At 69.7% G+C, this 26,549-nt stretch carries 26 protein-coding genes; 14 read left to right on the top strand and 12 right to left on the bottom strand.

Annotated features, from left to right (window positions below; translation table 11 throughout):
* Positions 1-119 precede the first annotated feature (119 nt).
* On the bottom strand, positions 120-989 hold the full coding sequence (locus tag CAL11_RS18560; RefSeq protein WP_086093794.1) for a LysR family transcriptional regulator: 870 nt from the start codon (positions 987-989) through the stop codon (positions 120-122).
* A 70-nt stretch (positions 990-1,059) separates the two neighbouring features.
* Here CAL11_RS18560 and CAL11_RS18555 point away from each other — a divergent pair, with 70 nt between their 5' ends.
* Genes CAL11_RS18555 through CAL11_RS18545 form a run of 3 tightly spaced genes read left to right on the top strand, consistent with a single transcriptional unit; the run spans position 1,060 to position 3,477 of the window.
* Positions 1,060-1,755, top strand: coding sequence for an ankyrin repeat domain-containing protein (locus CAL11_RS18555; protein ID WP_086093793.1), 696 nt, complete (start codon positions 1,060-1,062; stop codon positions 1,753-1,755).
* Positions 1,745-2,248, top strand: coding sequence for a nucleoside deaminase (locus tag CAL11_RS18550; protein ID WP_086093792.1), 504 nt, complete (start codon positions 1,745-1,747; stop codon positions 2,246-2,248). Before CAL11_RS18555 ends, CAL11_RS18550 begins: the two co-directional genes overlap by 11 nt.
* Positions 2,245-3,477, top strand: coding sequence for a cyanate transporter (locus tag CAL11_RS18545; RefSeq protein ID WP_086093791.1), 1,233 nt, complete (start codon positions 2,245-2,247; stop codon positions 3,475-3,477). Before CAL11_RS18550 ends, CAL11_RS18545 begins: the two co-directional genes overlap by 4 nt.
* Here CAL11_RS18545 and gcvA read toward each other — a convergent pair.
* A complete protein-coding gene (gene gcvA / locus CAL11_RS18540; protein WP_086093790.1) occupies positions 3,425-4,327 on the bottom strand; it encodes a transcriptional regulator GcvA in 903 nt (300 codons plus the stop codon). The two genes, CAL11_RS18545 and gcvA, sit on opposite strands and share 53 nt — an antisense overlap.
* A gap of 140 nt (positions 4,328-4,467) precedes the next feature.
* Between gcvA and CAL11_RS18535 the strand changes: the two genes are divergently transcribed.
* The gene (locus CAL11_RS18535) at positions 4,468-5,451 is read left to right on the top strand and encodes a tripartite tricarboxylate transporter substrate binding protein (RefSeq protein ID WP_244172835.1); all 984 of its coding nucleotides are present in this window, start codon (positions 4,468-4,470) and stop codon (positions 5,449-5,451) included.
* Between the two features lie 38 nt (positions 5,452-5,489).
* On the top strand, positions 5,490-6,863 hold the full coding sequence (locus tag CAL11_RS18530; protein ID WP_043172339.1) for an amidase: 1,374 nt from the start codon (positions 5,490-5,492) through the stop codon (positions 6,861-6,863).
* A 37-nt stretch (positions 6,864-6,900) separates the two neighbouring features.
* Here the strand turns inward: CAL11_RS18530 and CAL11_RS18525 are convergent, their stop codons facing one another.
* Entirely contained in the window at positions 6,901-7,602 is a 702-nt protein-coding gene (locus CAL11_RS18525; RefSeq protein WP_086093788.1) for a riboflavin synthase subunit alpha, read from the bottom strand.
* A 310-nt stretch (positions 7,603-7,912) separates the two neighbouring features.
* Here CAL11_RS18525 and CAL11_RS18520 point away from each other — a divergent pair, with 310 nt between their 5' ends.
* Together CAL11_RS18520 and CAL11_RS18515 are read left to right on the top strand one after the other, a co-directional pair.
* Positions 7,913-8,902, top strand: a complete 990-nt coding sequence (locus CAL11_RS18520) for a Bug family tripartite tricarboxylate transporter substrate binding protein (RefSeq protein WP_086093787.1) — start codon at positions 7,913-7,915, stop codon at positions 8,900-8,902.
* A 92-nt stretch (positions 8,903-8,994) separates the two neighbouring features.
* Positions 8,995-9,456, top strand: a complete 462-nt coding sequence (locus CAL11_RS18515) for an Lrp/AsnC family transcriptional regulator (RefSeq protein ID WP_086093786.1) — start codon at positions 8,995-8,997, stop codon at positions 9,454-9,456.
* Between the two features lie 15 nt (positions 9,457-9,471).
* On the opposite strand, the gene CAL11_RS18510 is transcribed toward CAL11_RS18515, so the two are convergent.
* Entirely contained in the window at positions 9,472-10,020 is a 549-nt protein-coding gene (locus tag CAL11_RS18510) for a cysteine dioxygenase family protein (protein ID WP_033447499.1), read from the bottom strand.
* Positions 10,021-10,161: 141 nt separating this feature from the next.
* Positions 10,162-11,652 (bottom strand): class I adenylate-forming enzyme family protein, encoded by a 1,491-nt coding sequence (locus CAL11_RS18505; protein WP_086093785.1) that lies wholly within the window; start codon positions 11,650-11,652, stop codon positions 10,162-10,164.
* 104 nt (positions 11,653-11,756) lie between these two features.
* Between CAL11_RS18505 and CAL11_RS18500 the strand changes: the two genes are divergently transcribed.
* Entirely contained in the window at positions 11,757-12,848 is a 1,092-nt protein-coding gene (locus tag CAL11_RS18500) for a M14 family metallopeptidase (protein WP_086093784.1), read from the top strand.
* 3 nt (positions 12,849-12,851) lie between these two features.
* On the opposite strand, the gene CAL11_RS18495 is transcribed toward CAL11_RS18500, so the two are convergent.
* The 6 genes from CAL11_RS18495 to CAL11_RS18470 are packed head-to-tail and all read right to left on the bottom strand — an operon-like array spanning position 12,852 to position 17,968.
* Positions 12,852-13,634: an ABC transporter permease gene (locus CAL11_RS18495; RefSeq protein WP_086093783.1), complete on the bottom strand. Its 783-nt coding sequence runs from the start codon at positions 13,632-13,634 to the stop codon at positions 12,852-12,854.
* 9 nt (positions 13,635-13,643) lie between these two features.
* Entirely contained in the window at positions 13,644-14,432 is a 789-nt protein-coding gene (locus CAL11_RS18490; protein WP_050458144.1) for an ABC transporter ATP-binding protein, read from the bottom strand.
* 11 nt (positions 14,433-14,443) lie between these two features.
* Complete coding sequence (locus CAL11_RS18485; protein WP_033464705.1) at positions 14,444-15,520, bottom strand: ABC transporter substrate-binding protein; 1,077 nt, start codon at positions 15,518-15,520, stop codon at positions 14,444-14,446.
* 36 nt (positions 15,521-15,556) lie between these two features.
* Positions 15,557-15,991 carry a PaaI family thioesterase gene (locus CAL11_RS18480; RefSeq protein ID WP_033464704.1) on the bottom strand — a complete coding sequence of 145 codons (435 nt, stop codon included), beginning with the start codon at positions 15,989-15,991 and terminating at the stop codon, positions 15,557-15,559.
* On the bottom strand, positions 15,988-16,998 hold the full coding sequence (locus tag CAL11_RS18475) for a zinc-binding dehydrogenase (protein ID WP_086093782.1): 1,011 nt from the start codon (positions 16,996-16,998) through the stop codon (positions 15,988-15,990). Before CAL11_RS18475 ends, CAL11_RS18480 begins: the two co-directional genes overlap by 4 nt.
* A gap of 43 nt (positions 16,999-17,041) precedes the next feature.
* Positions 17,042-17,968: a VOC family protein gene (locus CAL11_RS18470; protein WP_086093781.1), complete on the bottom strand. Its 927-nt coding sequence runs from the start codon at positions 17,966-17,968 to the stop codon at positions 17,042-17,044.
* A gap of 288 nt (positions 17,969-18,256) precedes the next feature.
* Here CAL11_RS18470 and CAL11_RS18465 point away from each other — a divergent pair, with 288 nt between their 5' ends.
* From CAL11_RS18465 to CAL11_RS18450, 4 genes are all read left to right on the top strand, one after another.
* On the top strand, positions 18,257-18,625 hold the full coding sequence (locus tag CAL11_RS18465; RefSeq protein ID WP_086093780.1) for a cupin domain-containing protein: 369 nt from the start codon (positions 18,257-18,259) through the stop codon (positions 18,623-18,625).
* 90 nt (positions 18,626-18,715) lie between these two features.
* A complete protein-coding gene (locus tag CAL11_RS18460; RefSeq protein WP_086093779.1) occupies positions 18,716-21,208 on the top strand; it encodes a heavy metal translocating P-type ATPase in 2,493 nt (830 codons plus the stop codon).
* Positions 21,209-21,255: 47 nt separating this feature from the next.
* Positions 21,256-21,948 (top strand): HD domain-containing protein, encoded by a 693-nt coding sequence (locus CAL11_RS18455; protein WP_086093778.1) that lies wholly within the window; start codon positions 21,256-21,258, stop codon positions 21,946-21,948.
* Positions 21,949-22,020: 72 nt separating this feature from the next.
* Positions 22,021-23,220, top strand: a complete 1,200-nt coding sequence (locus CAL11_RS18450) for an amino acid aminotransferase (RefSeq protein ID WP_086093777.1) — start codon at positions 22,021-22,023, stop codon at positions 23,218-23,220.
* On the opposite strand, the gene CAL11_RS18445 is transcribed toward CAL11_RS18450, so the two are convergent.
* On the bottom strand, positions 23,217-24,122 hold the full coding sequence (locus CAL11_RS18445; RefSeq protein ID WP_086093776.1) for a LysR family transcriptional regulator: 906 nt from the start codon (positions 24,120-24,122) through the stop codon (positions 23,217-23,219). The two genes, CAL11_RS18450 and CAL11_RS18445, sit on opposite strands and share 4 nt — an antisense overlap.
* Positions 24,123-24,238: 116 nt before the next feature.
* On the opposite strand from CAL11_RS18445, the gene CAL11_RS18440 reads away from it, so the two are divergent.
* Positions 24,239-25,168: an alpha/beta hydrolase gene (locus CAL11_RS18440; RefSeq protein ID WP_086094629.1), complete on the top strand. Its 930-nt coding sequence runs from the start codon at positions 24,239-24,241 to the stop codon at positions 25,166-25,168.
* Positions 25,169-25,193: 25 nt separating this feature from the next.
* Positions 25,194-26,540, top strand: coding sequence for an MFS transporter (locus CAL11_RS18435; RefSeq protein ID WP_086094628.1), 1,347 nt, complete (start codon positions 25,194-25,196; stop codon positions 26,538-26,540).
* Positions 26,541-26,549 lie beyond the last annotated feature (9 nt).

Raw genomic sequence — 26,549 nt, 5'->3', positions numbered from 1 at the left:
GTGCCAGGCTCCCGCGGCGCGGCTCGTCTCGTGCAAGCAGGCCTGCGCAGCGGGTGCCTGGCACCGAAGTGCCGTCGCCTCGGGCACGGCCCCAGGGTGTCAGGCACCCGCCCAAGGTGTCAGGCGCTCGCCATGGCCGCGGCGCGCTGTCCGCAGTGGGCGGCCAGGGCGTCGCGCAGGTCGCGTCCGGCCGCGCCCAGCCGGGCGCGCGCGTACAGCCCCAGCTGCAGGCCGTCGACCGGCGCGAATCCATCGCGCTTGCGCAGCTCCCGCAACTGCCCGCCGGCGCTGGCCGCCGGCAGCAGGCTCACGCCCAGGCCGGCGCCGACCGCCGCCACCAGGCCGGCCAGGCTGGTGCTGGCGTAGCGGATGTGCCAGGGCCGGCCGCCGGCTTCGAGCATGCGCGTCATTTCCTGGCGGTACAGCGCGCCGGCCGGGAACACCACCAGCGGCACCGCCTCGCCGGCGGACAGGGTGGGGCCGTCGCGGGCGGCCACCCAGCGCAGCGGCTCGGGCCAGTGCGCCTGGCAGTCCGCGTCCACCTCCCATTGCTTGACCAGCAGCAGGTCGAGTTCGCCATCCCGGTAGCGCCGCAGCAGCTGGTGGCTCAAGCCGCTGTCGAATTCCAGCCGCAGCAGCGGATAGCGCGCCAGCAGCGGCGCAAGCACGGGCATCAGCGCCGCGCCCATGAAGTCCTCCGGCGCGCCCAGCCGCAGCACGGCGTTGCCCTGGGCCGCCGCCACGCTTTCGCGCGCCTCGTCGGCCAGCCGCAGGATGCTGCGCGCGTAGCCGAGCAGGCGCTCGCCTTCCTCGGTGGGCAGCACGTGGCGCTGGCCGCGGTCGAGCAGCCGGCAGCCCAGGTTTTCCTCCAGGCGGATCACGTGCTGGCTGACCGTGGACTGGGTCAGGTGCAGGTGCTCGCTGGCGCGGGTGAAGTTGCCGGTATCGACCACCGTGACGAAGCTGCGCAGCAGTACGGGATCTAGCATCGCGTTTCCCACTGATGTTCATTAAACCAATTAATTTCATAATACTTGAACAAACGCCGATACTGGCGGCATGTTCAAGCATGGAGGGTTGGAAATGCCCATCATCAGGTTTTACCGGTGCTGGCTGGCCGCGTTTCTCGTGTCGCTGGGCGGCGCGTCCGTGGCGGCCGGCGACGCCGGCCAGGCCTTGCTGCGGGCGGCCGCCGACGGCGACGCGGCGCGCGTGAAGACGCTGCTGGCCGATGGCGCGCCGCTGGAGGCGCGCGACGCGCAAGGCAACACGCCGCTGCTGCGCGCCACGCAGGGCAACCATGTCGAGGCGGCCGGCGCGCTGGTCGAGGCCGGCGCCGACGTCAACGCACAGAACCGCATCCAGGACAGCGCCTACCTGCTGGCCGGCGCGCGCGGTTACCGCGACATCCTGGCCTTGACCCTGGCGCACGGCGCGGACCTGAAAAGCACCAACCGCTACGGCGGCACGGCGCTCATCCCGGCCTGCGAACGCGGCCATGTCGAAGTGGTCGACATGCTGCTGCGCGCCGGGGTGGACCCCGACCACGTCAACCGGCTGGGCTGGACCGGCCTGCTCGAAGCCATCATCTTGGGCGACGGCGGCACGCGCCACCAGGCCATCGTGGCGCGCCTGATCGAGGGCGGCGCCGACGTGAACCTGGCCGATGGCGATGGCGTCTCGCCCCTGCGCCACGCCCGCCAGCGCGGCCAGACCGCCATCGTCCAGCTGCTGGAGGCCGCCCATGCGCGCTGATTCGAACCCGGGCGTCGCCGCGCCGGATGACGACACCCTGTTGCGCGAAGCGATCGCGCTGGCGCGCGCCAACGCGCGCGCCGGCGGCCGGCCGTTCGGCGCGCTGGTGGCCAGGGACGGCGTGGTGCTGGCGCGCGGCGTCAACCGCATGCTGGCCGACCACGATCCGACCGCGCATGCCGAGTTGCTGGCGCTGCGCGAGGCGGGCAGGGCGCTGCGCTCGGCGCGGCTGGACGGCTGCGTGGTGTACGCCAGCGGCCAGCCTTGCCCGATGTGCCTGGCGGCCATGCGCATGAGCGGCGTGGCGCGCGCCGTCTACGCCTATTCGAACGAGCAGGCCGAGCCCTATGGCCTGTCCACCGCGGCGCTGGCCGCCGAGCTGGCGTTGCCGCCGCAGCGCCAGCCCGGCTTCGCCTTCGAGCACCGGCCCGGCGCCGCCGCGCCGGACGCGGACTTGTACCGCGAGTGGCGGGACGGGCCGCACGCGCCATGACGGCCGCGCGCTTGGGCGCCGCGCCGCGCGCCTGGGCCATGCTGGCGCTGGTGGCGCTGATCGGCCTGAACCTGCGTCCGTTCCTGACCGGCCCAGGCACGGTGCTGGCCGGCATCGAGGCCGACACCGGGCTGGGCCACCTGGGCGCGTCCATGCTGACCGTGCTGCCCATGCTGCTGATGGGCGTGGGCGCCTTGCTCGCGCCCGCGATCCAGGCGCGCGTGGGCACGCGGCGCGGCGTGCTGGCCGCGCTGCTGGCGCTGGCCCTGGGGTCGGCGCTGCGGCTGGCGGCGTGGGACGGCGCGCTGCTGGTGGGCACCGCCGCGCTGTGCGGCTTGGGCGTGGCCTATATCCAGGCCGTGTTTCCGGGCGTGATCAAGGACCGCTTTCCCGGCCGCATGGCGGCCGTCATGGGTGTGTATTCGGCCATGATGATGGGCGGCGGCGCGCTCGGCGCGCGGCTGACCTCGCGGCTGGCCGGCGGCGCCGGCGACTCGTGGCGCGTCGCCCTGGCCTGGCTGGCGGTGCCGGCGCTCATCGCCTTCGCCGCGGCCTGGCGCTGCCTGGCCGAGACGCCGGCGGCGCGGCGCGATGGCGCGCTGGCCGGCACGCTGATGCGCCGGCCCCGCACCTGGTTGCTGATCGCGGCGTTCGGACTGGTCAACGGCGGCTATTCATCGATGGTGGCGTGGCTGCCTGCGGCCGTGCAGGCGCAGGGCTGGAGCATCGCGCAAAGCGGCGACCTGATGGTGGCCATGACCATCGCCCAGGCCGCGGCGGCGCTCGCGCTGCCGGTCCTGGCCGCGCGCCGCGCTGACCGTCGCCCGTGGCTGTACGCCACGCTGTCGATGCAGGCGGCGGGCTTTGCCGGCATGGCGTTCTGGCCGGCGGCGGCGCCGCTGGCCTGGGCGGTGATCGGCGGCGCCGGCCTGGGCGGCTGTTTCGCGCTGACCTTCATCGCCGCGCTCGATCATTTTTCGCAGGCCGAGCCGGCCGGCGTGCTGGCCGCCCTGATGCAGGGCGGGGGCTTTCTCATCGCCGCGCTGGCGCCGTTCGCGGTGGCGGCGCTGCGCGCGGCCACCGGCGGCTTCGCGGCCGGCTGGGCGATGCACCTGGCTTGCGTGGCGATCGCGTGCCTGCTGTACCGGCGGCTGGATCCGGCGCGCTACGCGCGGGTCATGGCGGCGGAGCCTGCCGCGGCAGCGATACGTCGCGCACCCAGCGCCTGAAGGTGTCGAGCGCCGGCGAGCGGCGCTTGTAGCCTTCGGGCGGCAGCACGAAGTAATAGGTGTAGTCGCCCTGGTCCACGCTCAGGTCGAAGGGCGTGACCAGGCGGCCCTCCTGCAGGTCCTTGTCGATCAGGGCCTTCTGCGCGATGGCGATGCCGTAGCCTTCCAGCGCGGCCTCGTAGGCCAGCGCCGACGATTCGTACTTCATGCCGCGCTGCACGTCCACGTGCTTGACGCCGGCCGCGCCCAGCCACGCCACCCAGTCGTCGGGGCGGCCGAACACGTGCAGCAGCGTCTCGTCGGCCAGGTCGGCCGGGTCGCGCAGCGCGCGGGCCTTGTGCGGCGCGCAGACCGGGATCAGTTCGTTGCGTATCAGCATGTGGCTGACCAGGCCCTTCCACTGGCCGCGTCCCAGCATCACGCCGGCGTCCAGGTCTTCGCGTTCGAAGTCGGGCGGCGTCAGCGAGGTGTGCAGCTTGACGTCGATGTGCGGATGCGCGGCATGGAAGCGGGCCAGCCGCGGCAGCAGCCAGCGCATCGCGATGCTGTGCGGCGCGCGCACGGTGAAGACCGCGCGCTGGCGCGGCCTGGCCGCCTCCGAGGTGGCGCGCCGCACCTCCACCAGGGCCTTGGAGATATCGCCCAGGTACTGGTGGCCGATGGTGGTGAGGACGACGCCGCGGTGCTGCCGGACGAACAGCTTGCGGCCCAGGTGTTCCTCCAGCAGCCGGATCTGCCGGCTGACCGCCGAAGGGGTGACGCACAGCTCGGCGGCCGCCTCGGTAATGCTGCACAGCCGGCCTGCTACCTCGAAAGTCCGCACTGCATTGAGAGGCGGCAAACCATCCATGCCCGATCCCGCGTTCGCTTAAGAAAATGTAAACCATCCTAGCGATAAAGTCGTTTGAGCGCAATCTCGCCAACCCTCACTATGGCCCCGCATCCGGCGCCGTCGGCGGCCGGACGATCACAAGCACAAAGGGGGTTCAAATGAGTCGTGGATTGAGGCTTGCCTGCGCCAGATGGCTGCTGGCCTGCATGGCGCCGCTGGCGGGCGCGGCGGCCGTGGCCGAAACGTATCCGGCGCGCCCGGTCACCATCGTCGTGCCCACCACCGCGGGCGGCACCGCGGACATCCTGGCCCGCCTGATCGGGCCCAAGCTGACCGCGCTGTGGGGCCAGCCGGTGGTGGTGGAAAACCGCTCGGGCGCCGGCACGCTGATCGGCACCGAGTTCGCCGCGCGCGCCCAGCCCGACGGCTATACGCTGATGATCACCTACTCGGAGCTGGCGACCCTGCCGGCGCTGAACAAGAACGCGCGCATCGACGTGGTCAAGGACCTGACGCGGGTGGGCAAGATCGGCAGCCTGCCGGTGTTGATCCTGGCGCATCCGTCGATGCCGGCCAACACCATGGACGAACTGGTCGCCCGCCTGTGCGCGGACCCCGGCAAGTATACGTACGCCTCCAACGGCATCGGCTCGGCGCTGCAACTCTATACCGAGATGTTCCGCCAGGCGGCCAAGGTCGACATCATGCACGTGCCGTACCGCGGCGCGCTGGAAGCCTCGCGCGCCGTGCTGGGCGGGGAGGTGGACCTGCTGGTCCAGCTGGGCAATGGCAACGTCATCGGCTACGTGACCAGCGGCAAGGCCAAGGCCTATGCCGTGGCTTCGCCGCAGCGGCTGGCCGCCTTGCCCGACGTGCCCACCACCGCCGAAGCGGGCCTGCCCGGGTTGCAGCTGGAGGCGTGGTACGGCCTGTTCGCGCCGGCCGGCCTGCCGCCCGAGCAGGTGGAGAAGCTCAACCGCGACCTGGCCACGGTGCTGGCGATGCCGGAGATCCGCGATCGCCTGGTGTCGTTCGGCATGCAGGTGCAGCCCGGCACGCCGCAGCAGTTCGACGCGTTCTTCCATGACGAATATCAGCGCTGGACGCGTCTCATCGAAGACGCCGGCATCCAGATCAACTGAGCCGGCCGACCGCCCGGTTCATTACCCAGGAGCAGACCTTGAATTACCACCCGAGTACGCACACTCCCCTGACTTTCCATGACCGCACGCAAGCGTTCCTGGACGGCGGCGATTCGCCGCGCGACTACCTGGAGCGCTGCCTGGACACGATTGCCCGGCGCGAACCGGTGGTGCAGGGATGGGTGGTGCTCAACGAGGCGGGCGCGCGCGAGGCGGCCGACGCCTCGGCGCGCCGCTATCGCGAAGGCCGCCCGCTGTCGGCCATCGACGGGATGCCGGTGGGCATCAAAGACCTGATCGAAACCCGCGACATGCCCACGCAGATGGGCAGCCCCGCCTACACCGGCAATTTTCCCAAGCGCGACAGCGCCGTGGTGCGCGCGCTGCGCGAGGCCGGCGCGATCGTGCTGGGCAAGACGGTGACCACCGCGCTGGGGTTCCTGGATCCCGGGCCCACCACCAATGCGTTCGACCCCGAGCGCACTCCCGGCGGCTCGTCGAGCGGCTCGGGCGCCGTGGTGGGCGCCAACATGGTGCCGGTGGCGGTCGGCTCGCAACTGGTCGGCTCCATGCTGCGGCCGGCCAGCTTCAACGCCAACTGGGTGCTCAAGCCCACCTATGGCGGCATGAACCGCGGCGAGCGCCAGGGCTTCAGCCAGTCGCACGTCGGCATCCATGCCGGCAGCGCGCAGGATATGTGGACCACCTCGATCGAGATCGTGCGTCGCGTCGGCGGCGACCCTGGCCATCCGGGCCTGTACGGCGAGGCGGCGCCGCCGGCCGGGCGCAAGCCCGCGCGGCTGGCGGTGATCGAGACCGAGGGCTGGGAGCGTCTGGACGCCGCTTCGCGCGCGGCCTTCGAGGCGGCGCTCGAGCGCATCGCCGGGCAGGGCGTGCGGATCGTGCGCCGCGCCGACTGCTCGCTGGTCGACGGCCTCGAACGCGCCATCGCGCAGGCGGGCGCGCTGTCGATGCGCCTGATTTCCTGGGAGCACCACTGGAGCCTGAAGAACATGGCCGAGCAGCATCCCGGCACGCTCGGCCCCAGCCTGGTGCGACAGCTGGAACTGGGCCAGGCCATGACGCTGGAGCGCTATCGCCACGACATGCTGGAGCGCGAGGCGGCGCGCCAGCGGCTGGCGGCGCTGGCCACCCAGTGCGACGCGCTGCTCAGCCTGGCTTCGAGCGGGCCGGCCCCGCGCATCGCCGACCTGCGCGGCACGCCTTATCCCACCGGCGATTATTCGTTCAGCTGCGTGTCCTCGCTGCTGGGGGCGCCGGCGATCAGCGTTCCGGCGCTGGGCGTGGACGGCATGCCGGTGGGCCTGCAGGTGATCGGCCAGCCGCATCGCGACGAGCAGGTCACCGCCATCGGCCGCTGGCTGCACGAGCTGCTGGCCGCGCCGCGCTGAGCGGCGGCGCCTGGCCGGCCCGGCCGGCCGGGCCGGCTTACTTCAGCGCCGGCGGGCGCACGAAGTCTTCCAGGCTCAGGCCCTTCTCCTTGAGGATCGCCTCGAGCACGGGCTGCAGCCTGCCCAGGCTTTCCTGCACGGCTTCGCGCACCGTGTCGACCACCACCTGGGTGCTGCGCTCGATTTCGATGTTCAGCGCGTCGCCGGCCTGCTTTTCCTCGAACACCGTCATGCGGCGCGTTTCGGGAATCAGCCAGACCTCGAACCAGCCTTCTTCGCGGTCGACTTCCGAGACGGTCAGGCTGGCGCCGTTGACGGCGATATAGCCCTTGGCGAACACATACTTGCGAAACGCCGGCGGGATGCCGATGCGCAGCACGCGGTTGTTGTCCAGGGTCTGGACGCGTTCGACGGCGGCGGCGAAATCGATATGGCCCGACAGCGGGTGGCCGCCGATCTCGGCGCCGTCCCGGGCGGCGCGCTCGACGTTCACGCGCGCGCCGACCGCATAGCCGCCCAGCGTGGTGATGTCCAGGCTTTGCAGCATGACGTCGAAGGTGGCGGTGTCGGCCGACACGATGCGCGTGACGGTCAGGCACACGCCGTCGACCGAGACGCTGGCGCCGATGGCCAGGTCGACGCAGAAACCGGCCGGGAAATCGATGGTGAAGGTGCGCAGGCCTTGCCGGTCGGCGATGCCGGCGATGGTGGCGGTGCCTTGGACGATGCCAGTAAACATACAACTCCTGATGCGGGCGAGGCGGCGGGGCGCCTGGACAAACGAGGAGAGTAACCGACTTCGCCGCCGGCCGACGCGGCGGCGCCGCGCCCGCCCGGATCGCCTATAGTGAAAAATAGCCGCACGATATAACGAATAATTGTAAGGGATTACCCTGCGAGCCGGGATATATTAGAAATTAATTTCCGGTTTGACGGTTTTCGAGCCAGAAGTCGCAAATATATTTTCCTGCGCGACTTCCATAATGCCGGGAACGGGGGCTGATGCTGGCAAGGCGCAGCCATACAACACCTCTCTAGGGGAATTTCCAATGAAGTCCATTCAATCCCGCCTGCTGGCGACCTGGGCCGTATGCGCCGCCGCGGGCATGCTGGCCGGCCCGGCCGTGGCGAGCGGGGCCGCGTATCCGAGCAAGCCCGTGACGATGATCGTGTCGTTCCCGCCAGGCGGCAGCTCGGATTTCTTCACGCGCCTGGTCGCCAACAATCTCAGCAAGATGTGGGGCCAGCCCGTGGTGGTCGAGAACCGGCCCGGCGCCGGCGGCAATATCGGCGCCCAGGCCGGCGCCCACGCGCCGGCCGACGGCTACACGCTCTACATGAGCTCGATCAACACGCACGCCATCAACCCGGGCCTGTACCAGAACCCGGGCTACGACCACGTCAAGGACTTCGCGCCGATCTCCGAGATCGCCACCGTGATGAACGTGCTGGTGGTCAACCCGTCGGTGCCGGCCAAGAGCGTCGGCGAACTGCTGGCCTATTTCAAGGCCGATCCGTCCAAGGCGTTCTACGCCAGCCCGGGCGCCGGCACTTCGCCGCACCTGTCGTCCGAGCTGTTCAAGCGCATGACGGACACGCCCATCACGCACGTGCCGTACAAGGGCAGCAACGCGGCGCTGACCGATGTGATGGCGGGCATGGTGCCGATGGCGATCGACAATCTTCCCGCCGCCCTGGCGCATATCAAGGCGGGCAAGCTGCGCGCGCTGGCGGTGACTTCGCCCAAGCGCTCGCCCGACCTGCCCGACGTGCCGACCATGGACGAGGCCGGGGTCAAGGGCTACGACGTGACGACCTGGTGGGCGCTGTTCGCGCCGGCGGGCACGCCGCAACCGATCATCGCCAAGATCAACAAGGACGTGAACGCCTTGTTGGCGCTGCCGGATGTCAAGCAGAGCATTGCCAAGCAGGGCGCCGAGCCGGCGCCGTCCACCCCCGAGGAACTGGCCCAGCTGGTCGAGAAGGAAACCGCGCGCTGGGGCAAGGTCATCAAGGACGCCAAGGTCACCATCGATTGAGCGGTACGGCCGCGGCGGGCGCGCCCGCCGCTCATCCCGGCGCGGACGGCTTCCCTGGTGGGGCCGCCGCGCCTTTTCATGGCGGTGCGAACATGGATGCCACAGACAGGAAGATCATTGCGATTCTCCAGGAGAACGCGGAGACGCCGATCCAGTCCATTGCGGACCAGGTCAGTCTCTCTACCACGCCATGCTGGCGGCGGGTGCAGAAGCTGAAGGAAAGCGGGGTAATCCGGCGCCAGGTCGCGCTGTGCGATCCCGTCGCGCTCAACGTGGGGGTGACGGTCTTCATATCGGTCAAGACCAACCAGCATTCGCAGGCCTGGCTGGACCGCTTCGCCGACCACGTGACCGACATCCCCGAGGTGGTCGAGTTCTATCGCATGAGCGGCGACATCGACTACCTGATCCGCGTGGTGGTGCCCGATATCGCCACCTACGACACGGTCTACAAGAAGCTGATCCGCATCGCCGACCTGCACGACGTCAGCTCGTCGTTCGCCATGGAGCAGCTCAAGTACACCACCGCGCTGCCGGTCGACTACGCGTCGTAGCGCCGGCGGCCGCCCTCAGGCGGCGCGGGCGATGCGGTTGACGTGCGTGGCGACCCGCTCGCCTTCGACGCCGTAGACGTGCAGCGAGATCGCCGTGCCGGCGCCGACGTTGCGCAGCCGGTGTATGGCGTCCAGCCCCGCCAGGCTGGCCACGCAATCGCCCGGCGCGCGCGCCACCACGCGCGTGGCCAGCGCGCGCTGGCCGGCCGCGTCCCAATCGTATTGTTCTTCCTGCATGGCGCCGCGCAGCACCGCGTAGGCGCACCAGGTGAAATGGCCATGCACCGGCGTGCATTGCCCCGGCTGCCAGGCCAGCGCCACGATGCTGAAGCGCCCCAGCGGATGGGCGTAGAGCAGGTGGCGGGCGTAGTGTTCGGCGCTGCCGGCCTGCTGCGCCGGCGTCAGCAGTTCGTCGGGTTCGCGGTAGGCGGCCAGCACGCCGGCCACCGCGGCCGGGGTCTCGGCCGCGCTGGCCGCGGCGACGGCGCGGTCGATGTCGGCCGCCAGGCCGTGCAGGCGTTGCGGCTGCGCGGCGCCGGCAACCGATGTGGCATTGAAGCGCATGTCTCCACCTTCTTGATCTGATGGATCCATGCTACGCCCCGGCGCGTGGAAAATAAGTGCCTTCTCGGGCGTGTCCGGGCCCGGAATTGGAATGGGCTGCTCATCGAGCAGCCCATTGCCGATCGGCCCCGCCTTTTCGCGCTACGCCTCGGCCTGGGCGCGCTGCGCCAGGGCGCGCCGGTCCACCTTGCTGGTGGCGGCCAGCGGCAGCGAATCGACGAAGAACACGCGGCGCGGATGCTGGTAGGCGGGCGCATTGGCCAGCACGTACGACTTGACGTCCTGCTCCGACAGGCTCATGCCCCGCTGCAGCACCACGAAGGCCACCGGCTTCTGGCCCTTGATCTCGTCGGCCACCGGCACCACGCAGGCCTGCATGACCGCGGGCAGGCGCTCGATGACCTGCTCGATCTCGCCCGGGTAGATGTTCTCGCCGCCGCAGTTGAACATGTCGTCGGCGCGGCCGATGAAGTAGTAGCAGCCGTCGCCGTCGCGCCGGAACACGTCGCCCGAGATATACCAGCCGTCCTCGGTCAGGACCTGGCGGGTCTTCTCGGGCAGGTTCAGGTAGCCCAGCATGTTGGCGGGCGTGCGCATCCACAGCTCGCCTTCGTCGGCGTCGCGGCCCTGCGCGTCCACCAGGCGCACTTCCACGTCCGGCAGCACCCAGCCCAGCCCGCCGCCGCCCGGCAGCGCGCGCCCCTGGGTGGGGCCGAAGACGATGGGGCCGGCCTCGGTCGTGCCGTAGCCGCCGGCGATCGCGGCATTGGGAAAGGCGCGCCGCACGGCCTCGTAGAGCTGGTCGGTGGCCGGCGCCGAGCCCATGCGAATATAGCGCACGCGGGCGGTGTCGATCTGCGCCAGCGCCTGCTTTTCCTTGACCACCAGGGCCATCATGGTCGGCACCGAGGTGATCCACGTCACGTCGTGCCGTCCCAGCGCCTCGATGAAGCGGTGCGTGTCGAACTGCGGCAGCAGCACGATGCTGGCGTGGGCGGCCAGCGCGAACTTGCAGTTGGCCAGCGCGTTCATGTGGAACATCGGCGCGGCCACGATGAAGCGCTCGTTGTCGAAGTCCTTGCGGTTCAGGAAGCGCGAGCGGATGGTCCAGAGCTGGCCGTCGTGCGACAGCTGCACGCCCTTGGGACGGCCGGTCGAGCCCGAGGTGTACAGGATCATGGCGGTGGTGCGCGGCGGCGGCGCGTACGTCTCGAACGGACCCGGGTCGAGGAAGTCGTCCCATTGCGCGGTGTCGAAGCGCACCGTGTCCAGCCCGGCCGGCGCCAGCGCCGCGCGCGGCTCGTCGACGAAGGCCAGCCGCGCCTGGCAGTCTTGCAACAGGTACGACAGGGTGTCGGGCGCCAGCTTGTAGTTGACCGGCACGGCCACCATGCCGGCGCGCATGATGCCGAGGTAGGCGATCAGGAACTCGGCCCGGTTGATGCCCATCAGAGCGACGGCGTCGCCCGTTTTCAAGCCCTTGCGCAACAGGCCGCGCGCGCAGGCGTTGGCCAGCCGGTCCAGGTCCCCGTGGGTGTAGATCCGCGGCGCCTCGTGGTCGAGGCAGTCGATCAGCGCGATGGCGGCGGGGTTCTTGTTAGGGTCCGTAAGCTGGCCCAGATTCAACGACATGATTTCACCTGTAAACGGCATATCTCGAGCGGGAAAACGAAAAAAAATTCCAGAACCATTCCGTAGAATGAGTTGAATTTGCCAACCCACGCCTTGGAGTCAATGTGCACGCATCCGATCCTTTCTCCGAAACCTATGCGCAGGCCCGCGCCAAATTCCTGGAAGCGGCGCGTGCCGCCGGGGCCGCTATCCATTCCTATTGCCACGATACACAGCGCGGCCCGGACGGTGAAGCGCTTTATCTGGACGTGGCGCGGCTGGGCGGCGAGCAGGCCAGCCGGATGCTGGTGGTGGGCTGCGGCACGCACGGCATCGAAGGCTACAGCGGCTCGGCGGCGCAGACCGATTGGCTGCGCCGTCTCGATCCGTCGAGCCTGCCGCGCGATACCGGCGTGCTGCTGCTGCACGCGCACAACCCATGGGGGTTCGCGCACGCCTTGCGGTTTACCGAGGAAAACGTCGACCTGAACCGCAACTTCGTCGACTTCAGCCAGCCCCTGCCGCAGAATCCGCGCTACGCCGAGGTGCATGCGCTGATCGCGCGCGATCACTGGGACGAGCAGGACGTCGAGGCGATTTTCCGCAAGCTGTCGGATTTCCGCGAATCGGTGGGCGAGCAGGTCTACTCGGATGCCTTCAACGGCGGGCAGTACAGCCACCCGACCGGCATCTTCTATGGCGGCACGCGCCAGCAATGGTCCAACCGCGCCTTGCGCGAGGCCATCGCCACCCATCTGGCCGGCGTGCGCCAGGCCGCCTTCATCGACCTGCACACCGGCATCGGCCCCGAGCGCGGCCATGTGTTCCTGTGTTTCCACGAGGCCGGCAGCCCGGCCTACGAACGGGCGCGGCGCTGGTGGGGCGAGCGCGCGGTCAACCGCGAAGGCGTGACGCACAAGGCCGTGGCGCGCTACCAGGGCCTGCTGGTCGATGCCTTCGTGGCCATGCTGCCCGAGACCGAGACCACGGCGGTGGTGGTGGAGTTCGGCACGCTGCCGCGCCCGCGCATGCAGCGCGCCTCGATGGCGGCGCGCTGGCTGTGGGAGCACCAGGACGCCGACAGCGCGCTGCGCGCCACGCTGATGCGCGACATCCGCGAGGCGTTCTACCCCAGCGCGCCGGACTGGCGCGCCGGGGTATTGGTGCAATCGCGCGAGATCTTCGACCGCGCCTTGGCGGGGCTGGGGCAAGATTAGCGCCTACTCGGTGAGGGTCCGCCCGGCTTCGCCGCGGTCCCAGAACACCAGCTTGCGATGCAGGGCCCTGATCAGCTGGCTGCCGGCGATGCCGAGCACGGCCAGGCTGATCAGCGCGGCGAACATGGTGCTGGTGTCCAGCGTGGTCGTCGCCGCGTTGATCAGGTAGCCCAGCCCCTTCGACGACGAGACGAACTCGGCCACCACCGCGCCGATCAGCCCCAGCACCACCGAGATCTGCAGCGCGGCGAAGATGTGGCTGGCCGCCGACGGGATCTTGATGCGCGTCAGGATATGCCAGCGGCTGGCCGAGAACGCCCGCATCAGGTCCAGCAGGGCCGGGTCGGTGGCCTTCAGGCCCACCGCCGTGTTGATGAACATGGGGAAGAAACAGACCAGGCCCACCATGATGGCCTTGGACTCCAGCCCGAAGCCGAACCACACCAGGATCAGCGGCGCCAGGGCCACCTTGGGCATGGATTGCAGGGCCAGCACGAAGGGATACAGCAGGCGTTCCAGCCAGCGGTACTCGGCGAACAGCACGCCGATGATGAAGGCCGCCGTGCAGCCGCCCAGGTAGCCGATCGCCATGGACGCCAGCGTGAAGCCGAAATCGCCCCAGAAATCGCCCTGCACGTAGCCGCGGTACAGCGCCGACAGCACGCCTTCGACCGGCGGCAGCACGTAGTACGGCACGCCCAGATAGCGGTTGGCGATGAACCACAGCGCCAGCAGCGCGGCCAGCAGCAACAGGGGATGGACGATGGATTTGGTGCGCTCTTTCATGTCGGTTCCCTAGTGCGCCACGTTGGAGAACAGCGAGCGCAGTTCCGCGCACAGCTGGGCAAACTTCGGGCTGGCAAGCGTTTCCTCGGTCCGCGGGAAAGGCAGGTCGATGTCGATCTCGCGCAGCACCCGGGCCGGCCGGGGCCCCAGCACCACCACCTTGCTCGACAGGAACACCGCCTCGGGAATGGAGTGGGTAATGAACATGACCGACTTGCGGGTCTCGCTCCAGATGCGCTGCAGTTCCACCATCATGGTCTCGCGCGTCATCGCGTCGAGCGCGGCGAACGGCTCGTCCATCAGCAGCAGGCTGGGGTCGTGGATCAGGCCGCGCGCGATGCCCACCCGCTGCTGCATGCCGCCGGAGAGCTCGTGCGGGTAATGCTGCTCGAACTTCTCCAGCCCCATGGTCTTGAGCAGGGCATGCGCGCGCGCGGTGCCCGCCGCGATGTCCATGCCCATGGTGCGGATCGGCAGCAGCACGTTGTCCAGCACGTTCTGCCAGGGCAGCAGGGTGGCGTGCTGGAACACGATGCCGACGTCGCGCCGTGGGCCGCTGATGGCCTGTCCGCGCAGCTCGGCCACGCCGGCCGAGGGCTTGAGCAGGCCGGCGGCCACCTTGAGCAGCGTGGACTTGCCGCAGCCCGAGGGGCCGAGTATGGACAGGAATTCGCCTTCGGCGACCGTGGTGCTGAACCCCTCGAGCGCCGTGGTGGGGCCGCGCGAGGAGCGGTAGGTCACCTCCAGGCCCTGGACGCGGAATACCGGTGCGCTGCCATTGTGTTGTGCCTGATTCACGCTGCCGGCTCCTAGTCCTTGAATGCCTTGGCCTGCGCCTGGACGGCAGCCGTGTCGAAGTCGGAGAACTTGTCCACGAACGCATTCGTATAGACGCTGTCCAGGTCCACGTCGAGCGTTTCGAGCTGCCCGCCCTCATACAGGGCGGCGGCGAAATCGCGCCAGGTGTCCGGATTGAACTGGCCCCACTGGCGCGGCTTGCCTTCCGGGAACACCAGCATCTTGTTGAAGCGCGCCGAGAACACCTTGACGCTGTCGGCCAGCACCTTGGCGTCGTCGCCGGCCGGCTTGGTGTTGGGATACTCCTTCCAGAACAGCCGCACGCAGGCCTCGCGGTTGGCCTCGCAGAACACGGTCGCCTTGGCCATGGCCCGGCCGAACCCGGCCAGCACCTCGGGCTTGTCGCGGATCATGTCCTCGTGCGCCACCATGCCGTTGCTGAACAGCGCCTCGTAGCGCGGCAGCTGCGGCAGGCGCCGGATGGCGGTGCCCTGCGTCTCCAGCGTGGCGTGCTGCGAATCGAACAGGTTGAGCGCGTCGATCTGCTTGTTCTGCAGCGCCAGGAAGGCGGCGCTGCCGATGCCCACCGGCACCATGCTGGCGTCGATGCCCAGTTCCTTGAATTCGGCCTTGGTGATGGGCACGTTGCCGAAGGTCATCGCGCCCACGCCGACCTTGCGGCCGTCGAGGTCCTTGAGCGACTTCAGGGGCGAGTCCGCCAGCACGGCGAACTCCCACCCCGAGGCGCGGGTGGCGTTGTAGAAGAACTTCAGCGGCAGCTTGTCCTTGCCCGGCGCGCGCGAAATGATCAGCGTGTCCGGGTTGGGGTAGCCGATGTCCACCCGCTTGGCGAGCATCTGCGGGATCAGGGTGCCCGTGCCCTTGAATCCCATCAGCTCCACATCCAGCCCTTCCTCCTTGAAGTAGCCGAGCTGCTTGGCGGCGACCATGGGCGCCTGCGACAGCGTCATGTCGGTGACGTTGCCGTATCGCAGCTTGGTCAGTTCGGCATGCGCCGGGGAGTACAACACCGTGGACATCACAATGGCGCAGGCGGCCCGCGCAAGGTTACTCGGTACAAGCAGCATGTTCGGCTCCTTCAGGTTCGGCCGGTTTGCGGAAGTTCAGCCCGTGATCGGCACATAGGTGCCGCGCCCGATGGCCACCAGCTTGCCGGCCGGGCACACGATGTCGATATCGACCACCGCGGCCGACTTGCCGGCCTTGCGGACCACGGCCACGCCGTCGACGTAGTCGCCCACGGCGGGGCGCAGGTAGTCGATGCGCAGGTTCATGGTCGGCACGCCGCCGCCCACCAGCATGCCGATGGCGAAGTCGCCGACCACGTCGATCAGCGCCGCCAGGGCGCCGCCGTGGAACTGCTTGGTGCCGGGGGCGCCGCGCTCGTAGGTGTCCTGCAGCGGCATGCGCACCGAGAAGCGCGAGCCGGCATGGTCGATGTCGAGGATCTCCAGGTTCATCGCGCTGATGAACCGGGAACGGGCGAAGATGGCCTCGATGTCGGCCTTCTCCAGTTTGCGTGCGGCTTGCTGACTCATGGTTTCACCAGGATTTTGCCGAAGACCTGGCGGTCTTCGAGTTGACGGAACGCGTCGTTGATATCGGCCAGCCCGTAGGTGCGGTCGATGATGGGCAGCAGCTTGCCGGCGCGCACCTGTTCGAGCAGGGCGATCAGCTCGTCGCGGGTCCAGCCGTTCGAGCCTAGGATCTGCAGCTCGTAGCTCCAGATGAAGCGCAGGTCTTCCTTGGGATCGTAGCCGGCGGTGGCGCCGCAGGTCAGCACGCGGCCGTTGCGGTGCAGCGTGCGCAGCGACTTGACCCAGGTGTCGCCGCCGGTGAAGTTGACCACCACGTCCACGCCGTTCTCGTAGAGGCGGCGGTGCGGCTTGCCGAACTTGGCGAAGATCGCCTTCATGAAGTCTTCCTGCTTGTAGTCGATCACGTGATCGGCTCCCAGCTCGGTCAGGCGCGCCAGCTTCTCGGGGCTGGAGGCCGCGGCGACGACTTCGGCGCCGGCCATCTTGGCCAGCTGCACGCAGCAGGTGCCGACCCCGCCGGAGGCGCCCAGGATGAGCACGCGTTCGCCGGACTGGATCTTGCCGATGGTCTGCATCATGCGCCAGGCCGTGCCGTAGGCCACCGGCAGGCAGGCGGCGGTCTCGAAGCTGACGTCGTCGGGCAGGCGCACCAGGTGATGGTCGGGCACCGCACAGTACTCGGCCAGGCCGCCGTGGCGCGCTTCGCCGATGACGCCGCCGAAGGTCTTGCGGTCCGAGGGGTCGACCAGCACGCGGTCGCCCACCTTCCAGTCCTTGACGTCCGCGCCGACTTCGACGACTTCGCCGGCGAAGTCCAGGCCCATGATGATGGGCATGGGCACCGTGATGCCGGGCATGCCGTTGCGGGTGAAGACGTCGTGGTAGTTCAGCGTGGCCGCGCCGACCTTGAGGATGACCTCGTCGGGCTTGGCGACCGGGTCGGGGAAGGCGGTCTCGTACTTGATGCTGCCGGGACCGCCGTGTTCGTAGATGACTGCTGCTCTCATTGCATTTCCTGTCAGGAAGGGGTTATCGGGTGTTATTGGAAGGTTATCGGGCCTGGATGAATTGCAGCGCCGCGCTGCTGGCCTGCGCGGGCGCCACCCAGATGGACGGCGCGGCGCCGTCCAGGTACGGGGCGGCGACGTAATCGATCTGGCGGGCTTGCAGGTATTCCTGCAGCGCCGGCAGCGACCGGACCTCGATGCAGGCGGCGGCGACCCGGTGCACGGGCCCGTCGCGCAGCACCGGACAGTGCGCGCGCATGGCCGCCTCGGACATCACCCAGAAGCGGCCGCGCCGCAGCTCGAAGCAATAGGCGTCGCCGTGCGCGCTGGGCGTGCCCAGCAGGCGCTGGAAGCGCTCCAGCGTGGCCGACAGGTCGGCGGCGGCGAAGTACATGGCCGCCAGGCCGGTGGCGCCGTTCGGATGGTCGAGCAGGTGGGGTTGCCACAGCACGTCGCGCGTGCCGTGCTCGATGACGATGAAGCGCGCCTCGGGATAGGCCTCGCCGTCCAGGTTGATGTTGCGAAAGCGCGCGCGCCGGGTCTGGTCGTTGGCCGGCCCGAACGCCGCGTCGCGCTCCAGCGTGGCCGGCGCCGGCGCCGGCACGCCCGCCGCCGTCAGCCGCGGGTGCATGGCGTCGGCCGACTCGCAGTCCATGGCCACGATGTGCAGGCCTTCGTAGCGGTCCAGCATGCGGCGCGCGGTGCTGGGCTTGTCCGGCTCCACCAGTCCCAGCAGTTCGAAGTAGCCGTTGCGGAACATGGCGCAATGGTTGCCCGATCCCCAGGGCACCACCGGGCCGCCCGGGGTCAGCGCGCCGGCGTGCATGCTGCGCGGCGTGAGGGTGAAGCCCAGGCGTTCGAAGGCCTGGCGCGCGTCTTCCAGCTTGAAGACGATCAATCCGGTATGGTCGAGGCTGAGGTTCAGGTTGGGCATGCCGATGGTGTCGTGGTCGGTGGAGTGCGAGGTCAATCGCGGGCAGCAATGATGGTACGCGGCGCGCGGCGAAATAACGTGCTCATGAAAACTGTGAAATCCCGGAAAAGTAGTTTTTTTTTCCAGAACGGAGTTTGACCTGAGTTTCGCATACTAAAACTAGGGTTTTCCATGAAATTTTAGGCTGGTGTTTATACGCTTTAGGCATATAGGGAGGCCCGCGGCGGGCGCGCCGCGCCTGTCAGAGCCGCGATTGGCTATAGTCCGGTTCCGGGCCGCCGCAGTGGCGGTGCCGGCCTTCCAGTGAACTTGCAAAGGGAACCCATGCCGCAACACGACAAATCGCGCCTGGTCCGCATCGATACGGGCCCCATGATCAACCCGGTGGCGGGCAAGCCCAGCCGGCCCATTGCCGGCGACGCGTCGTTTCGCACGGTGACCGCCTTCGAGGGCGGGCAGGGGAAGGTCGAGTCCGGCGTGTGGGAGAGCACCCGCGGCAGCTTCCAGTCCAACACCACCGGCTACATCGAGTACTGCCACATCATCGAGGGCGAGGCGCGCCTGGTGGACCCGGACGGCACGGTCCACGCGGTCAAGGCGGGCGACGCCTTCATCATGCCCGAGGGCTATACCGGCCGCTGGGAAGTGGACCGCCACGTCAAGAAGATCTATTTCGTCACGCATCTGGCATAAAGGCGCGCGACGCCGGCGCTTGACCTTCCAATAATGGCAAGGTCTACAGTGGGGTCATGTTATCGATCCCCATTGTTTGAAGGAGCCGTGATGAATGCCAGTTCCCCAGCCGGCGCGCCCTCGGCGGGCGCCATCAGCCTGCCTGTCGAGGGCATGACTTGCGCCTCGTGCGTTGGGCGCGTCGAGCGCGCGCTGAAGGCGGTGCCGGGCGTCAGCGACGCGGTGGTCAACCTGGCGACCGAGCGCGCCGACGTGCACTTTGCCGGCGCGCCGGATGTCGGCGCGGCGGTGCGGGCGGTCGAGCAGGCCGGCTACAGCGTGGCCGCCAGCACCATCGAGCTGGCCATCTCGGGCATGACCTGCGCCTCCTGCGTGGGGCGCGTCGAACGCGCGCTGAAGGCGGTGCCGGGCGTGCGCGCGGCCAGCGTCAACCTGGCGACCGAGCGCGCCCATGTCGAAGTGGCGGGCACGCCGGCGCCGCAGGCGCTGGTCCAGGCGGTGGCCGCCGCCGGCTACGAGGCCCGTGCGCTGGATAAGGGCGGCGCCGCCGCCGATGCCGCGGCCCAGCGCCAGGCGGCCGAACTGCGGGGCCTGCGCCGCTCGCTGACCGTGGCCGCGGTGTTCGCGCTGCCCGTGTTCGTGCTGGAAATGGGCTCGCACATGATTCCGGCCTTCCACCATGCCGTGGCAAACGGCATCGGGGTGCAGAACAGCTGGTACATCCAGTTCGTGCTGGCCACCATCGTGCTGTTCGGCCCCGGGTTGCGCTTTTTCCGCAAGGGGGTGCCGGCGCTGCTGCGCGGCGCGCCCGACATGAACTCGCTGGTGGCCGTGGGCACGGCGGCCGCCTATGCGTATTCGGTCATCGCCACGTTCGCCGCCGGCGTATTGCCCCCGGGCACGGTCAACGTCTATTACGAGGCGGCCGCGGTCATCGTGGCGCTGATCCTGCTGGGCCGCTACCTGGAGGCGCGCGCCAAGGGCAACACCTCCGAGGCGATCAAGCGCCTGATGGGCCTGCAGGCCAAGACGGCGCGCGTGCGGCGCGACGGCGCCACCGTGGAAGTGCCGATCGCGCAGGTGGCGGCGGGCGACGTGGTCGAAGTGCGGCCGGGCGAGCGCGTGCCGGTGGACGGCCAGGTGACCGAGGGCACCAGTTTCGTGGACGAATCCATGATCAGCGGCGAGCCCGTGCCGGTCGAGAAGCAGCCGGGCGCCGAGGTCGTGGGCGGCACGGTCAACCAGAACGGCGCGCTGGCGCTGCGCGCCACCAAGGTGGGCGGCGACACCGTGCTGGCGCAGATCATCCGCATGGTCGAGCAGGCGCAGGGCTCCAAGCTGCCCATCCAGGCGCTGGTGGACCGCATCACCATGTGGTTCGTGCCGGCGGTCATGGCGGTGGCCCTGGCGACCTTCGCCGTCTGGTTCGTGTTCGGCCCCGATCCGGCGCTGACCTTCGCGCTGGTCAACGCGGTCGCGGTGCTCATCATCGCCTGCCCGTGCGCCATGGGCCTGGCCACGCCCACCTCCATCATGGTGGGCACCGGCCGCGCCGCGCAGCTGGGCGTGCTGTTTCGCAAGGGCGAGGCGCTGCAGGCCCTCAAGGACGCCCGCGTGGTGGCGGTGGACAAGACCGGCACCCTGACCAAGGGCCGTCCCGAGCTGACCGACCTGGTGCTGGCCGAGGGCTTCGAGCGCGCGGCGGTGCTGGGCAAGGTGGCCGCGGTCGAGGCCAAGTCCGAGCATCCCATCGCGCGCGCCATTGTCGATGCCGCGCAGCTCGAGGGCGCCATCCCGGGCGCGATCGAGGCGTTCGAGTCGATCACCGGCTTCGGCGTGGCGGCGCGGGTCGACGGCGCGCGGGTCGAGATCGGCGCCGACCGCTACATGGCGCGGCTGGGGCTGGACGTGGCCGTGTTCGGCGCCGAGGCGGCGCGCCTGGGCGACGAGGGCAAGACGCCGCTGTACGCCGCCATCGACGGCCGCCTGGCCGCCATGATCGCGGTGGCCGACCCCATCAAGGACACCACCGCCGCGGCCATCCGCGCCCTGCACGGCCTGGGCCTGAAGGTGGCCATGATCACGGGCGACAACCGCCGCACCGGCGAGGCGATCGCGCGCCAGCTGGGTATCGACGAGGTTATCGCCGAAGTGCTGCCCGACGGCAAGGTCGACGCGGTCAAGCGCCTGAAGGCCGAGCACGGCGCGCTGGCCTATGTGGGCGACGGCATCAACGACGCGCCGGCGCTGGCCGAGGCCGACGTGGGCATCGCCATCGGCACCGGCACCGACATCGCCATCGAGGCGGCCGACGTGGTGCTGATGTCGGGCGACCTGGGCGGCGTGCCGAACGCCATCGCGCTGTCGCAGGCCACCATGGCCAACATCCGGCAAAACCTGTTCTGGGCCTTCGCCTACAACGTGGCGCTGATCCCGGTGGCCGCCGGCGTGCTGTATCCGGTCAATGGCAGCCTGCTGTCGCCGGTGTTCGCGGCCGGCGCGATGGCGCTGTCCAGCGTGTTCGTGCTGAGCAACGCGCTGCGGCTGCGCCGCTTCGCCGCGCCGTTCGCGGCGGCGCGCTAAGATCGTCGTTTCGGGCCGCCGCGGCGGCCCCCACGGAGGCCCGGACGATGACAAACCCTGGAGACGGCGCGGCAGGCGCGGCGCAGCGCGCCGCCCTCGAGCACTGGCAGCCGCGCCTGGCGGCCATCGCCGTGGAGGCCGGCCAGGACGACGCCGCGCATGACCTCGGGCACCTGCGGCGGGTGTGGGACGCGGCGCGCGCCATGCTGCGGTCGCACCCCGAGGCCGACGCGCTGGTCGTGCTGGCCGCCAGTTACCTGCACGATCTGGTCAACCTGCCCAAGAACCATCCCGAACGCCACCTGGCGTCGCGCCGGGCCGCCGCGGCGGCGCGCGAACGCCTGGCGCGGGCGGGCTTTCCGGCCGCGCGCCTGGACGCCGTGGCGCACGCCATCGAGGCGCACAGTTTCTCGGCCGGCATCGCGCCGCGCACCATCGAGGCCCGCATCGTGCAGGACGCCGACCGCCTGGACGCGCTCGGCCCGGTGGGGCTGGCGCGCATGTTCCAGGTGGGCGGCAGCCTGGGCCGGGCCCTGGCCCATCCGTCCGATCCGCTGGCCGCGCGGCGAACGCTGGACGACAGCCGCTATACGCTGGACCACATCGAGGCCAAGCTGGCCCGCCTGCCGCAAGGCATGCAGACCGAGGCCGGCCGCCGCCTGGGCGAGCAGCGCCTGGCGTGGCTGCGCGACTTCCGCGCCGCCTTCGCGGCGCAGTGGGGCGGCGGCGAGGTTCGATAAAATCCTGTTACCGTGTCGGTATCCGCGGGCGCGGGCGTGCCCGCGCCGTTATTCATTGTAGGAAGCCGTTCCATGTTCGAGCACGTCCAAGCCTATCCGGGCGACCCCATCCTCAGCCTGAACGAGGATTTCCAGAAAGATCCCCGTGCCGGCAAGGTCAACCTGACCATCGGCATTTATTTCGACGAGGCCGGCCGCATTCCCGTCATGGCCGCCGCCCGCGAGGCCGAGGCCGCGCTGCTGGCCGACATCGGGCCGCGCCCCTACCTGCCGATGGGCGGCCTGCCGGCCTATCGCGACCTGGTGCAGGAACTGGTGTTCGGCGCCGGCAGCGCCGCGCGCCGCGCCGGCCGCATCGCCACCGTGCAGACGCTGGGCGGGTCGGGCGCGCTGAAAGTGGGCGCCGACTTCCTCAAGCGCTATTTCCCCAAGTCGGAAGTCTGGGTCAGCGACCCGAGCTGGGAAAACCATCGCACCATCTTCGAGGGCGCCGGCTTCGCGGTGCACACCTATCCCTATTACGACGACGCCAGCGGCGGCCTGCGCTTTGACGAGATGATGGCCACGGTGGGCGGCCTGCCGGCCGGCAGCATCGTGCTGCTGCATGCCTGCTGCCACAACCCCACCGGCGTGGACCTCGATCGCGCCCAGTGGGACGCGCTGATTCCGGTGCTGCGCGAGCGCGGCCTGATCGCCTTCGTCGACATGGCCTACCAGGGCTTCGGCGACGGCCTGGACGACGACGCCTATGCCGTGCGGGCCCTGGCCGAGGCGGGCGTGACCTGTGTGGTGGCCAACTCGTTCTCGAAGAATTTCTCGCTGTACGGCGAGCGCTGCGGCGGGCTGAGCGTGGTGTGCGAAACCGCCGAGCAGGCCGGCTGCGTGCTGGGCCAGCTGACCAGCACCATCCGCGCCATCTACAGCAACCCGCCCACCCATGGCGCGCGCATCGTGGCGCAGGTGCTGGGCACGCCGGCGCTGCGGCAGTCGTGGGAGGCCGAGCTGGGCGCCATGCGCGAACGCATCCAGGCGATGCGGCGCGCCATCCATGACGGCCTGGCCGGCCGCGTCGAGCCGCGCATGCTGCAGCGCTACCTGTCGCAGCGCGGCATGTTCACCTATACCGGCCTGGGCGCCGAACAGGTGGAGACCTTGCGGCGCGACCAGGGCGTGTACCTGCTGCGCTCGGGCCGCATGTGCGTGGCGGGCCTGAACCGCGACAACGTGGCGGTGGCCGCCGACGCCATCGCCAGCGTGCTGGCGCGCGGCTAGCCCGGCGCCACCCCGTAGCGCATCGCGATGCGCAGCAGCAGCGCATCGAGTTCCTGCAGGATGGGGCGGTGATCGTCGATGCGCCGCACCAGCGCCGACGGCATGGCCGGCAGGTCGATCTCCACGAAGGCGATCTGCGGGGTGGCGTAGTAGCTGGCGGCGCGCTTGGTCAGCATCAGCAGGCCCTGGCGCGCGTTGACCGCCTCGATGCCTTCGCGCACGGTGCGCACGATGGGCCCGTCGCCGATCGGCTTGCCGCGCGGCGTATGGCGCGGGAAGTGGTAATCCTGCCACTCCTGGTTGACCGAACCCGGCACCATGCGCACCAGGCGCTCGCGCGCCAGCAGTTCGGGGTCCAGCAGATGGGCCGAGGCGAACGGATGGTCGTGCGGCACGCACAGCATGCGCTGGTCGCGCAGCACGATGGGGCCGTGGCACAGGCCGTCGGCGCCTAGCGGCAGGCGGCAGAAGGCGACATCGACCGAGCCGTCGGCCACGGCGGCGTAGTGCGTGACATAGGTCAGTTCGGTGAAGTCCAGTTCGATGCCCGGATGCGCGGCCGTGAATTCGGCCACCAGCGGCCGGTACAGCTCGTAGAATCCCCCGCCCAGAAAACCGATGCTCAGCCGGCGCTGCTTGCCGCTGGCCTGGCGCCGGCAATCGTCCAGCGCGGCCTTGAGCATGATGACCGCCGGCGAGGCGCCCTGGCGCAGCGTCTCGCCCAGCGGCGTGAGCGCCACCCGGCGGCTGGTGCGGTCGAACAGCGGCGCGCCCAGCGCGCGCTCCAGCGCCTTGACGGCTTCCGAGACGGAAGACTGGCTCATGTACAGCTTTTCGGCGGCGCGGCCGAAGTGCAGCTCGCCGGCCACGGCCAGGAAACAATCGAGTTGGCGCAGGTCCATGATGCGAATTGATCGGATATTCCGATTGATTGAGTGAATAATACCGCTTGTTCCCGGCTTGGCGGCTGGGCAGAATCTGCTCCATTCTAGCTTTGTTTACAGGGAGGAGACAGATGATGAACGAATCCTGGCATGGGCGCCCGGCGCCTGATGGATCGGCGGAGCCGATTGAATTCATGCTCGACGGCGATTGCATCCGCGGCACGTTCTACCGCCCGGCCGGCGCCAGCGCGCCGGTGCCGGCCGTGGTGCTGGCGCATGGCTGGTCCATGGTGGCCGGCGGCGACCTGGAGGACTATGCCGCGGCGGTGGTCAACCGTGGGCTGGCGGCGCTGACGTTCGATTTCCGCAACCTGGGCAAGAGCGATGGCATGCCGCGCCAGGAAATCGATCCGTATCGCCAGGTCGAGGATTTCCGCGCCGCCATTTCGTACGTGCGCGGCCGTCCCGAGGTGGACCGCGAACGCATCGGCATCTGGGGCAGCAGCTACAGCGGCGGCCACGCCCTGACGGTGGCGGCGATCGACCGGCGCGTCAAATGCGTGGTCAGCCAGGTGCCGACCACCAGCGGTTTCACGGCCGCCCAGCGGCGCGTGCGCTACGACAAGGCGCAGGCGCTGCAGGCCGCCTTCGAGGCCGACCGCGAGGCGCGCTTCGCCGGCGCCGAGCCGGCCACGCTGCGCATGGTCGACCCCGATCCGGAAGCGCCGGTCGCCTATCCCGGCCCCGACTCCTACCACTACATGACGGGCGAGGCGCGCCGTTGCCCGCAATGGGTCAACGCGGTGACCCTGCGTTCGCTGGAGCTGGCGCGCACCTACGAGCCCGGCGTGTATGCGCGGCGCATCGCGCCCACGCCCTTGCTGATGATCGTGGCGGCCAGCGACGGGCTGACCCCGGCCGACCTGCAGCAGGACGCTTTCAACAACGCGCAGCAACCCAAGGAATTGCTGCTGCTGCCTGGCGGGCATTACTCCGTCTATACCGACCACTTTGACCGCACCAGCCAGGCGGCGGCCGATTGGTTTGCCCTTCACCTGCGCTGACGCGCGCATACCGGAATACAAGAAAATGACACAACAAATCATGGAGACACAGGACCTGCGGCGCCGCCTGACGTCGCTGCGGGCGGCCGCCGTCGGCAACGCGCTGGAGTGGTTCGACTGGACCCTGTACGGCACGTTCTCGGCCTACCTGGCGATGAACCTGTTCGACCCGGCCGATCCGACCTCGGCGCTGCTGGCCACGCTGGGCGTGTTCGCCGGGGGCTTCCTGGCCCGCCCGGTGGGCGGCTGGCTGTTCGGCCGCATCGGCGACCGCTACGGGCGCAAGTTCACGCTGGTGCTGACCATGTGCCTGCTGGCCCTGACCAGCCTGGCCATCGCGCTGCTGCCCACCTACGAGCAGGCCGGCGTCTACGCGTCGATCCTGCTGTTCGTGTGCCGCCTGACCCAGGGCCTGGCGCACGGCGGCGAGTCGGGCGTGGCGTATACCTATGTGGCCGAGATCGCGCCGCCTGCGCGCCGCGGCCTGTGGTCCAGCTCGGTGTTCATCAGCGTGACGCTGGGCGTGATGGCGGCCACCGCGCTGGCCGCCTTGCTGACCTCCATGCTGGGCAAGGAAGCCATGGAGGCCTGGGGCTGGCGGGTCGGCTTCGGGGTCGGCGCGCTGCTGGGCGTCTATGCGCTGTACATGCGCCGCAGCGCCAGCGAAAGCGAAGTGTTCGAGGAGCATGCGCGCCAGGCCGGCGGGCGGCCGGCCGGCCCGGCCATGACGCGCGGCCAGGCGCTGCGCATCGCCCGCAACATCGTGATGATCGCCGCCGCCTCCAACGCCACCTACTACACCTGGGTGACGTTCGCCCCGGCCACCGCCATTGCCACGCGCGGCATGGACCCGTCCGGCGCCTACACCGCCAGCCTGATCGCGCAGCTGGTGTGCCTGCTGTGGCTGCCGGTGTGCGGCTGGCTGGCCGACCGCTACGGCCGCAAGCCCATCGTGATGGCGTTCGGGCTGGGCGTGGCGCTGGCCGTGTTCCCGGTGGCGCACATCGTGACCTCGCAGCCCTGGACGCTGTTCGTGGCGCAATTGATCGGCCTGCTGGTGTGGGCGCTGCTGGCGGCGATCTTCCCGGCCTTCATCGCCGAACAGGTGCCGACCCAGGCGCGCGCCATGGGCGTGGGCTTCATCTCCTCGCTCTCGGTGGCGATCTTCGGCGGCACCGCGCCCTATATCAACGCCTGGCTGGGCGCGCACGACCTGGGCTGGGTCTACACCGCCTATGTCGCGGCGCTGGGCGTGATGGCCTTCATCGGCGCCTTCCTGATCCGGGAAACCGCGGGCATGGACCTCAACGACATTCCCTTGCCGGGCGAACCGGACCATGCGGCCGCCCCGCGGCGCGCCGCCTACAACTGAACCTCGACT

This window comes from Bordetella genomosp. 6 (genome assembly GCF_002119705.1).
In the GTDB taxonomy this organism is placed as follows: Bacteria; Pseudomonadota; Gammaproteobacteria; order Burkholderiales; family Burkholderiaceae_B; genus Bordetella; species Bordetella bronchiseptica_F.
This window is presented reverse-complemented; position numbering and strand designations above follow the sequence as displayed.

Coding starts and splice junctions, on each gene's coding strand:
- CAL11_RS18510 (WP_033447499.1), bottom strand. CDS start 10,020: ATGCGCTTCAATGCCACATCGGTTGCCGGCGCCGCGCAGCCGCAACGC.
- CAL11_RS18485 (WP_033464705.1), bottom strand. CDS start 15,520: ATGCTGCTTGTACCGAGTAACCTTGCGCGGGCCGCCTGCGCCATTGTG.
- CAL11_RS18505 (WP_086093785.1), bottom strand. CDS start 11,652: ATGTCGTTGAATCTGGGCCAGCTTACGGACCCTAACAAGAACCCCGCC.
- CAL11_RS18520 (WP_086093787.1), top strand. CDS start 7,913: ATGAAGTCCATTCAATCCCGCCTGCTGGCGACCTGGGCCGTATGCGCC.
- CAL11_RS18465 (WP_086093780.1), top strand. CDS start 18,257: ATGCCGCAACACGACAAATCGCGCCTGGTCCGCATCGATACGGGCCCC.
- CAL11_RS18475 (WP_086093782.1), bottom strand. CDS start 16,998: ATGAGAGCAGCAGTCATCTACGAACACGGCGGTCCCGGCAGCATCAAG.
- CAL11_RS18525 (WP_086093788.1), bottom strand. CDS start 7,602: ATGTTTACTGGCATCGTCCAAGGCACCGCCACCATCGCCGGCATCGCC.
- CAL11_RS18495 (WP_086093783.1), bottom strand. CDS start 13,634: ATGAAAGAGCGCACCAAATCCATCGTCCATCCCCTGTTGCTGCTGGCC.
- CAL11_RS18555 (WP_086093793.1), top strand. CDS start 1,060: ATGTTCAAGCATGGAGGGTTGGAAATGCCCATCATCAGGTTTTACCGG.
- CAL11_RS18440 (WP_086094629.1), top strand. CDS start 24,239: ATGAACGAATCCTGGCATGGGCGCCCGGCGCCTGATGGATCGGCGGAG.
- CAL11_RS18445 (WP_086093776.1), bottom strand. CDS start 24,122: ATGGACCTGCGCCAACTCGATTGTTTCCTGGCCGTGGCCGGCGAGCTG.
- gcvA (WP_086093790.1), bottom strand. CDS start 4,327: ATGGATGGTTTGCCGCCTCTCAATGCAGTGCGGACTTTCGAGGTAGCA.
- CAL11_RS18460 (WP_086093779.1), top strand. CDS start 18,716: ATGAATGCCAGTTCCCCAGCCGGCGCGCCCTCGGCGGGCGCCATCAGC.
- CAL11_RS18535 (WP_244172835.1), top strand. CDS start 4,468: ATGAGTCGTGGATTGAGGCTTGCCTGCGCCAGATGGCTGCTGGCCTGC.
- CAL11_RS18550 (WP_086093792.1), top strand. CDS start 1,745: ATGCGCGCTGATTCGAACCCGGGCGTCGCCGCGCCGGATGACGACACC.
- CAL11_RS18515 (WP_086093786.1), top strand. CDS start 8,995: ATGGATGCCACAGACAGGAAGATCATTGCGATTCTCCAGGAGAACGCG.
- CAL11_RS18455 (WP_086093778.1), top strand. CDS start 21,256: ATGACAAACCCTGGAGACGGCGCGGCAGGCGCGGCGCAGCGCGCCGCC.
- CAL11_RS18480 (WP_033464704.1), bottom strand. CDS start 15,991: ATGAGTCAGCAAGCCGCACGCAAACTGGAGAAGGCCGACATCGAGGCC.
- CAL11_RS18545 (WP_086093791.1), top strand. CDS start 2,245: ATGACGGCCGCGCGCTTGGGCGCCGCGCCGCGCGCCTGGGCCATGCTG.
- CAL11_RS18450 (WP_086093777.1), top strand. CDS start 22,021: ATGTTCGAGCACGTCCAAGCCTATCCGGGCGACCCCATCCTCAGCCTG.
- CAL11_RS18560 (WP_086093794.1), bottom strand. CDS start 989: ATGCTAGATCCCGTACTGCTGCGCAGCTTCGTCACGGTGGTCGATACC.
- CAL11_RS18435 (WP_086094628.1), top strand. CDS start 25,194: ATGACACAACAAATCATGGAGACACAGGACCTGCGGCGCCGCCTGACG.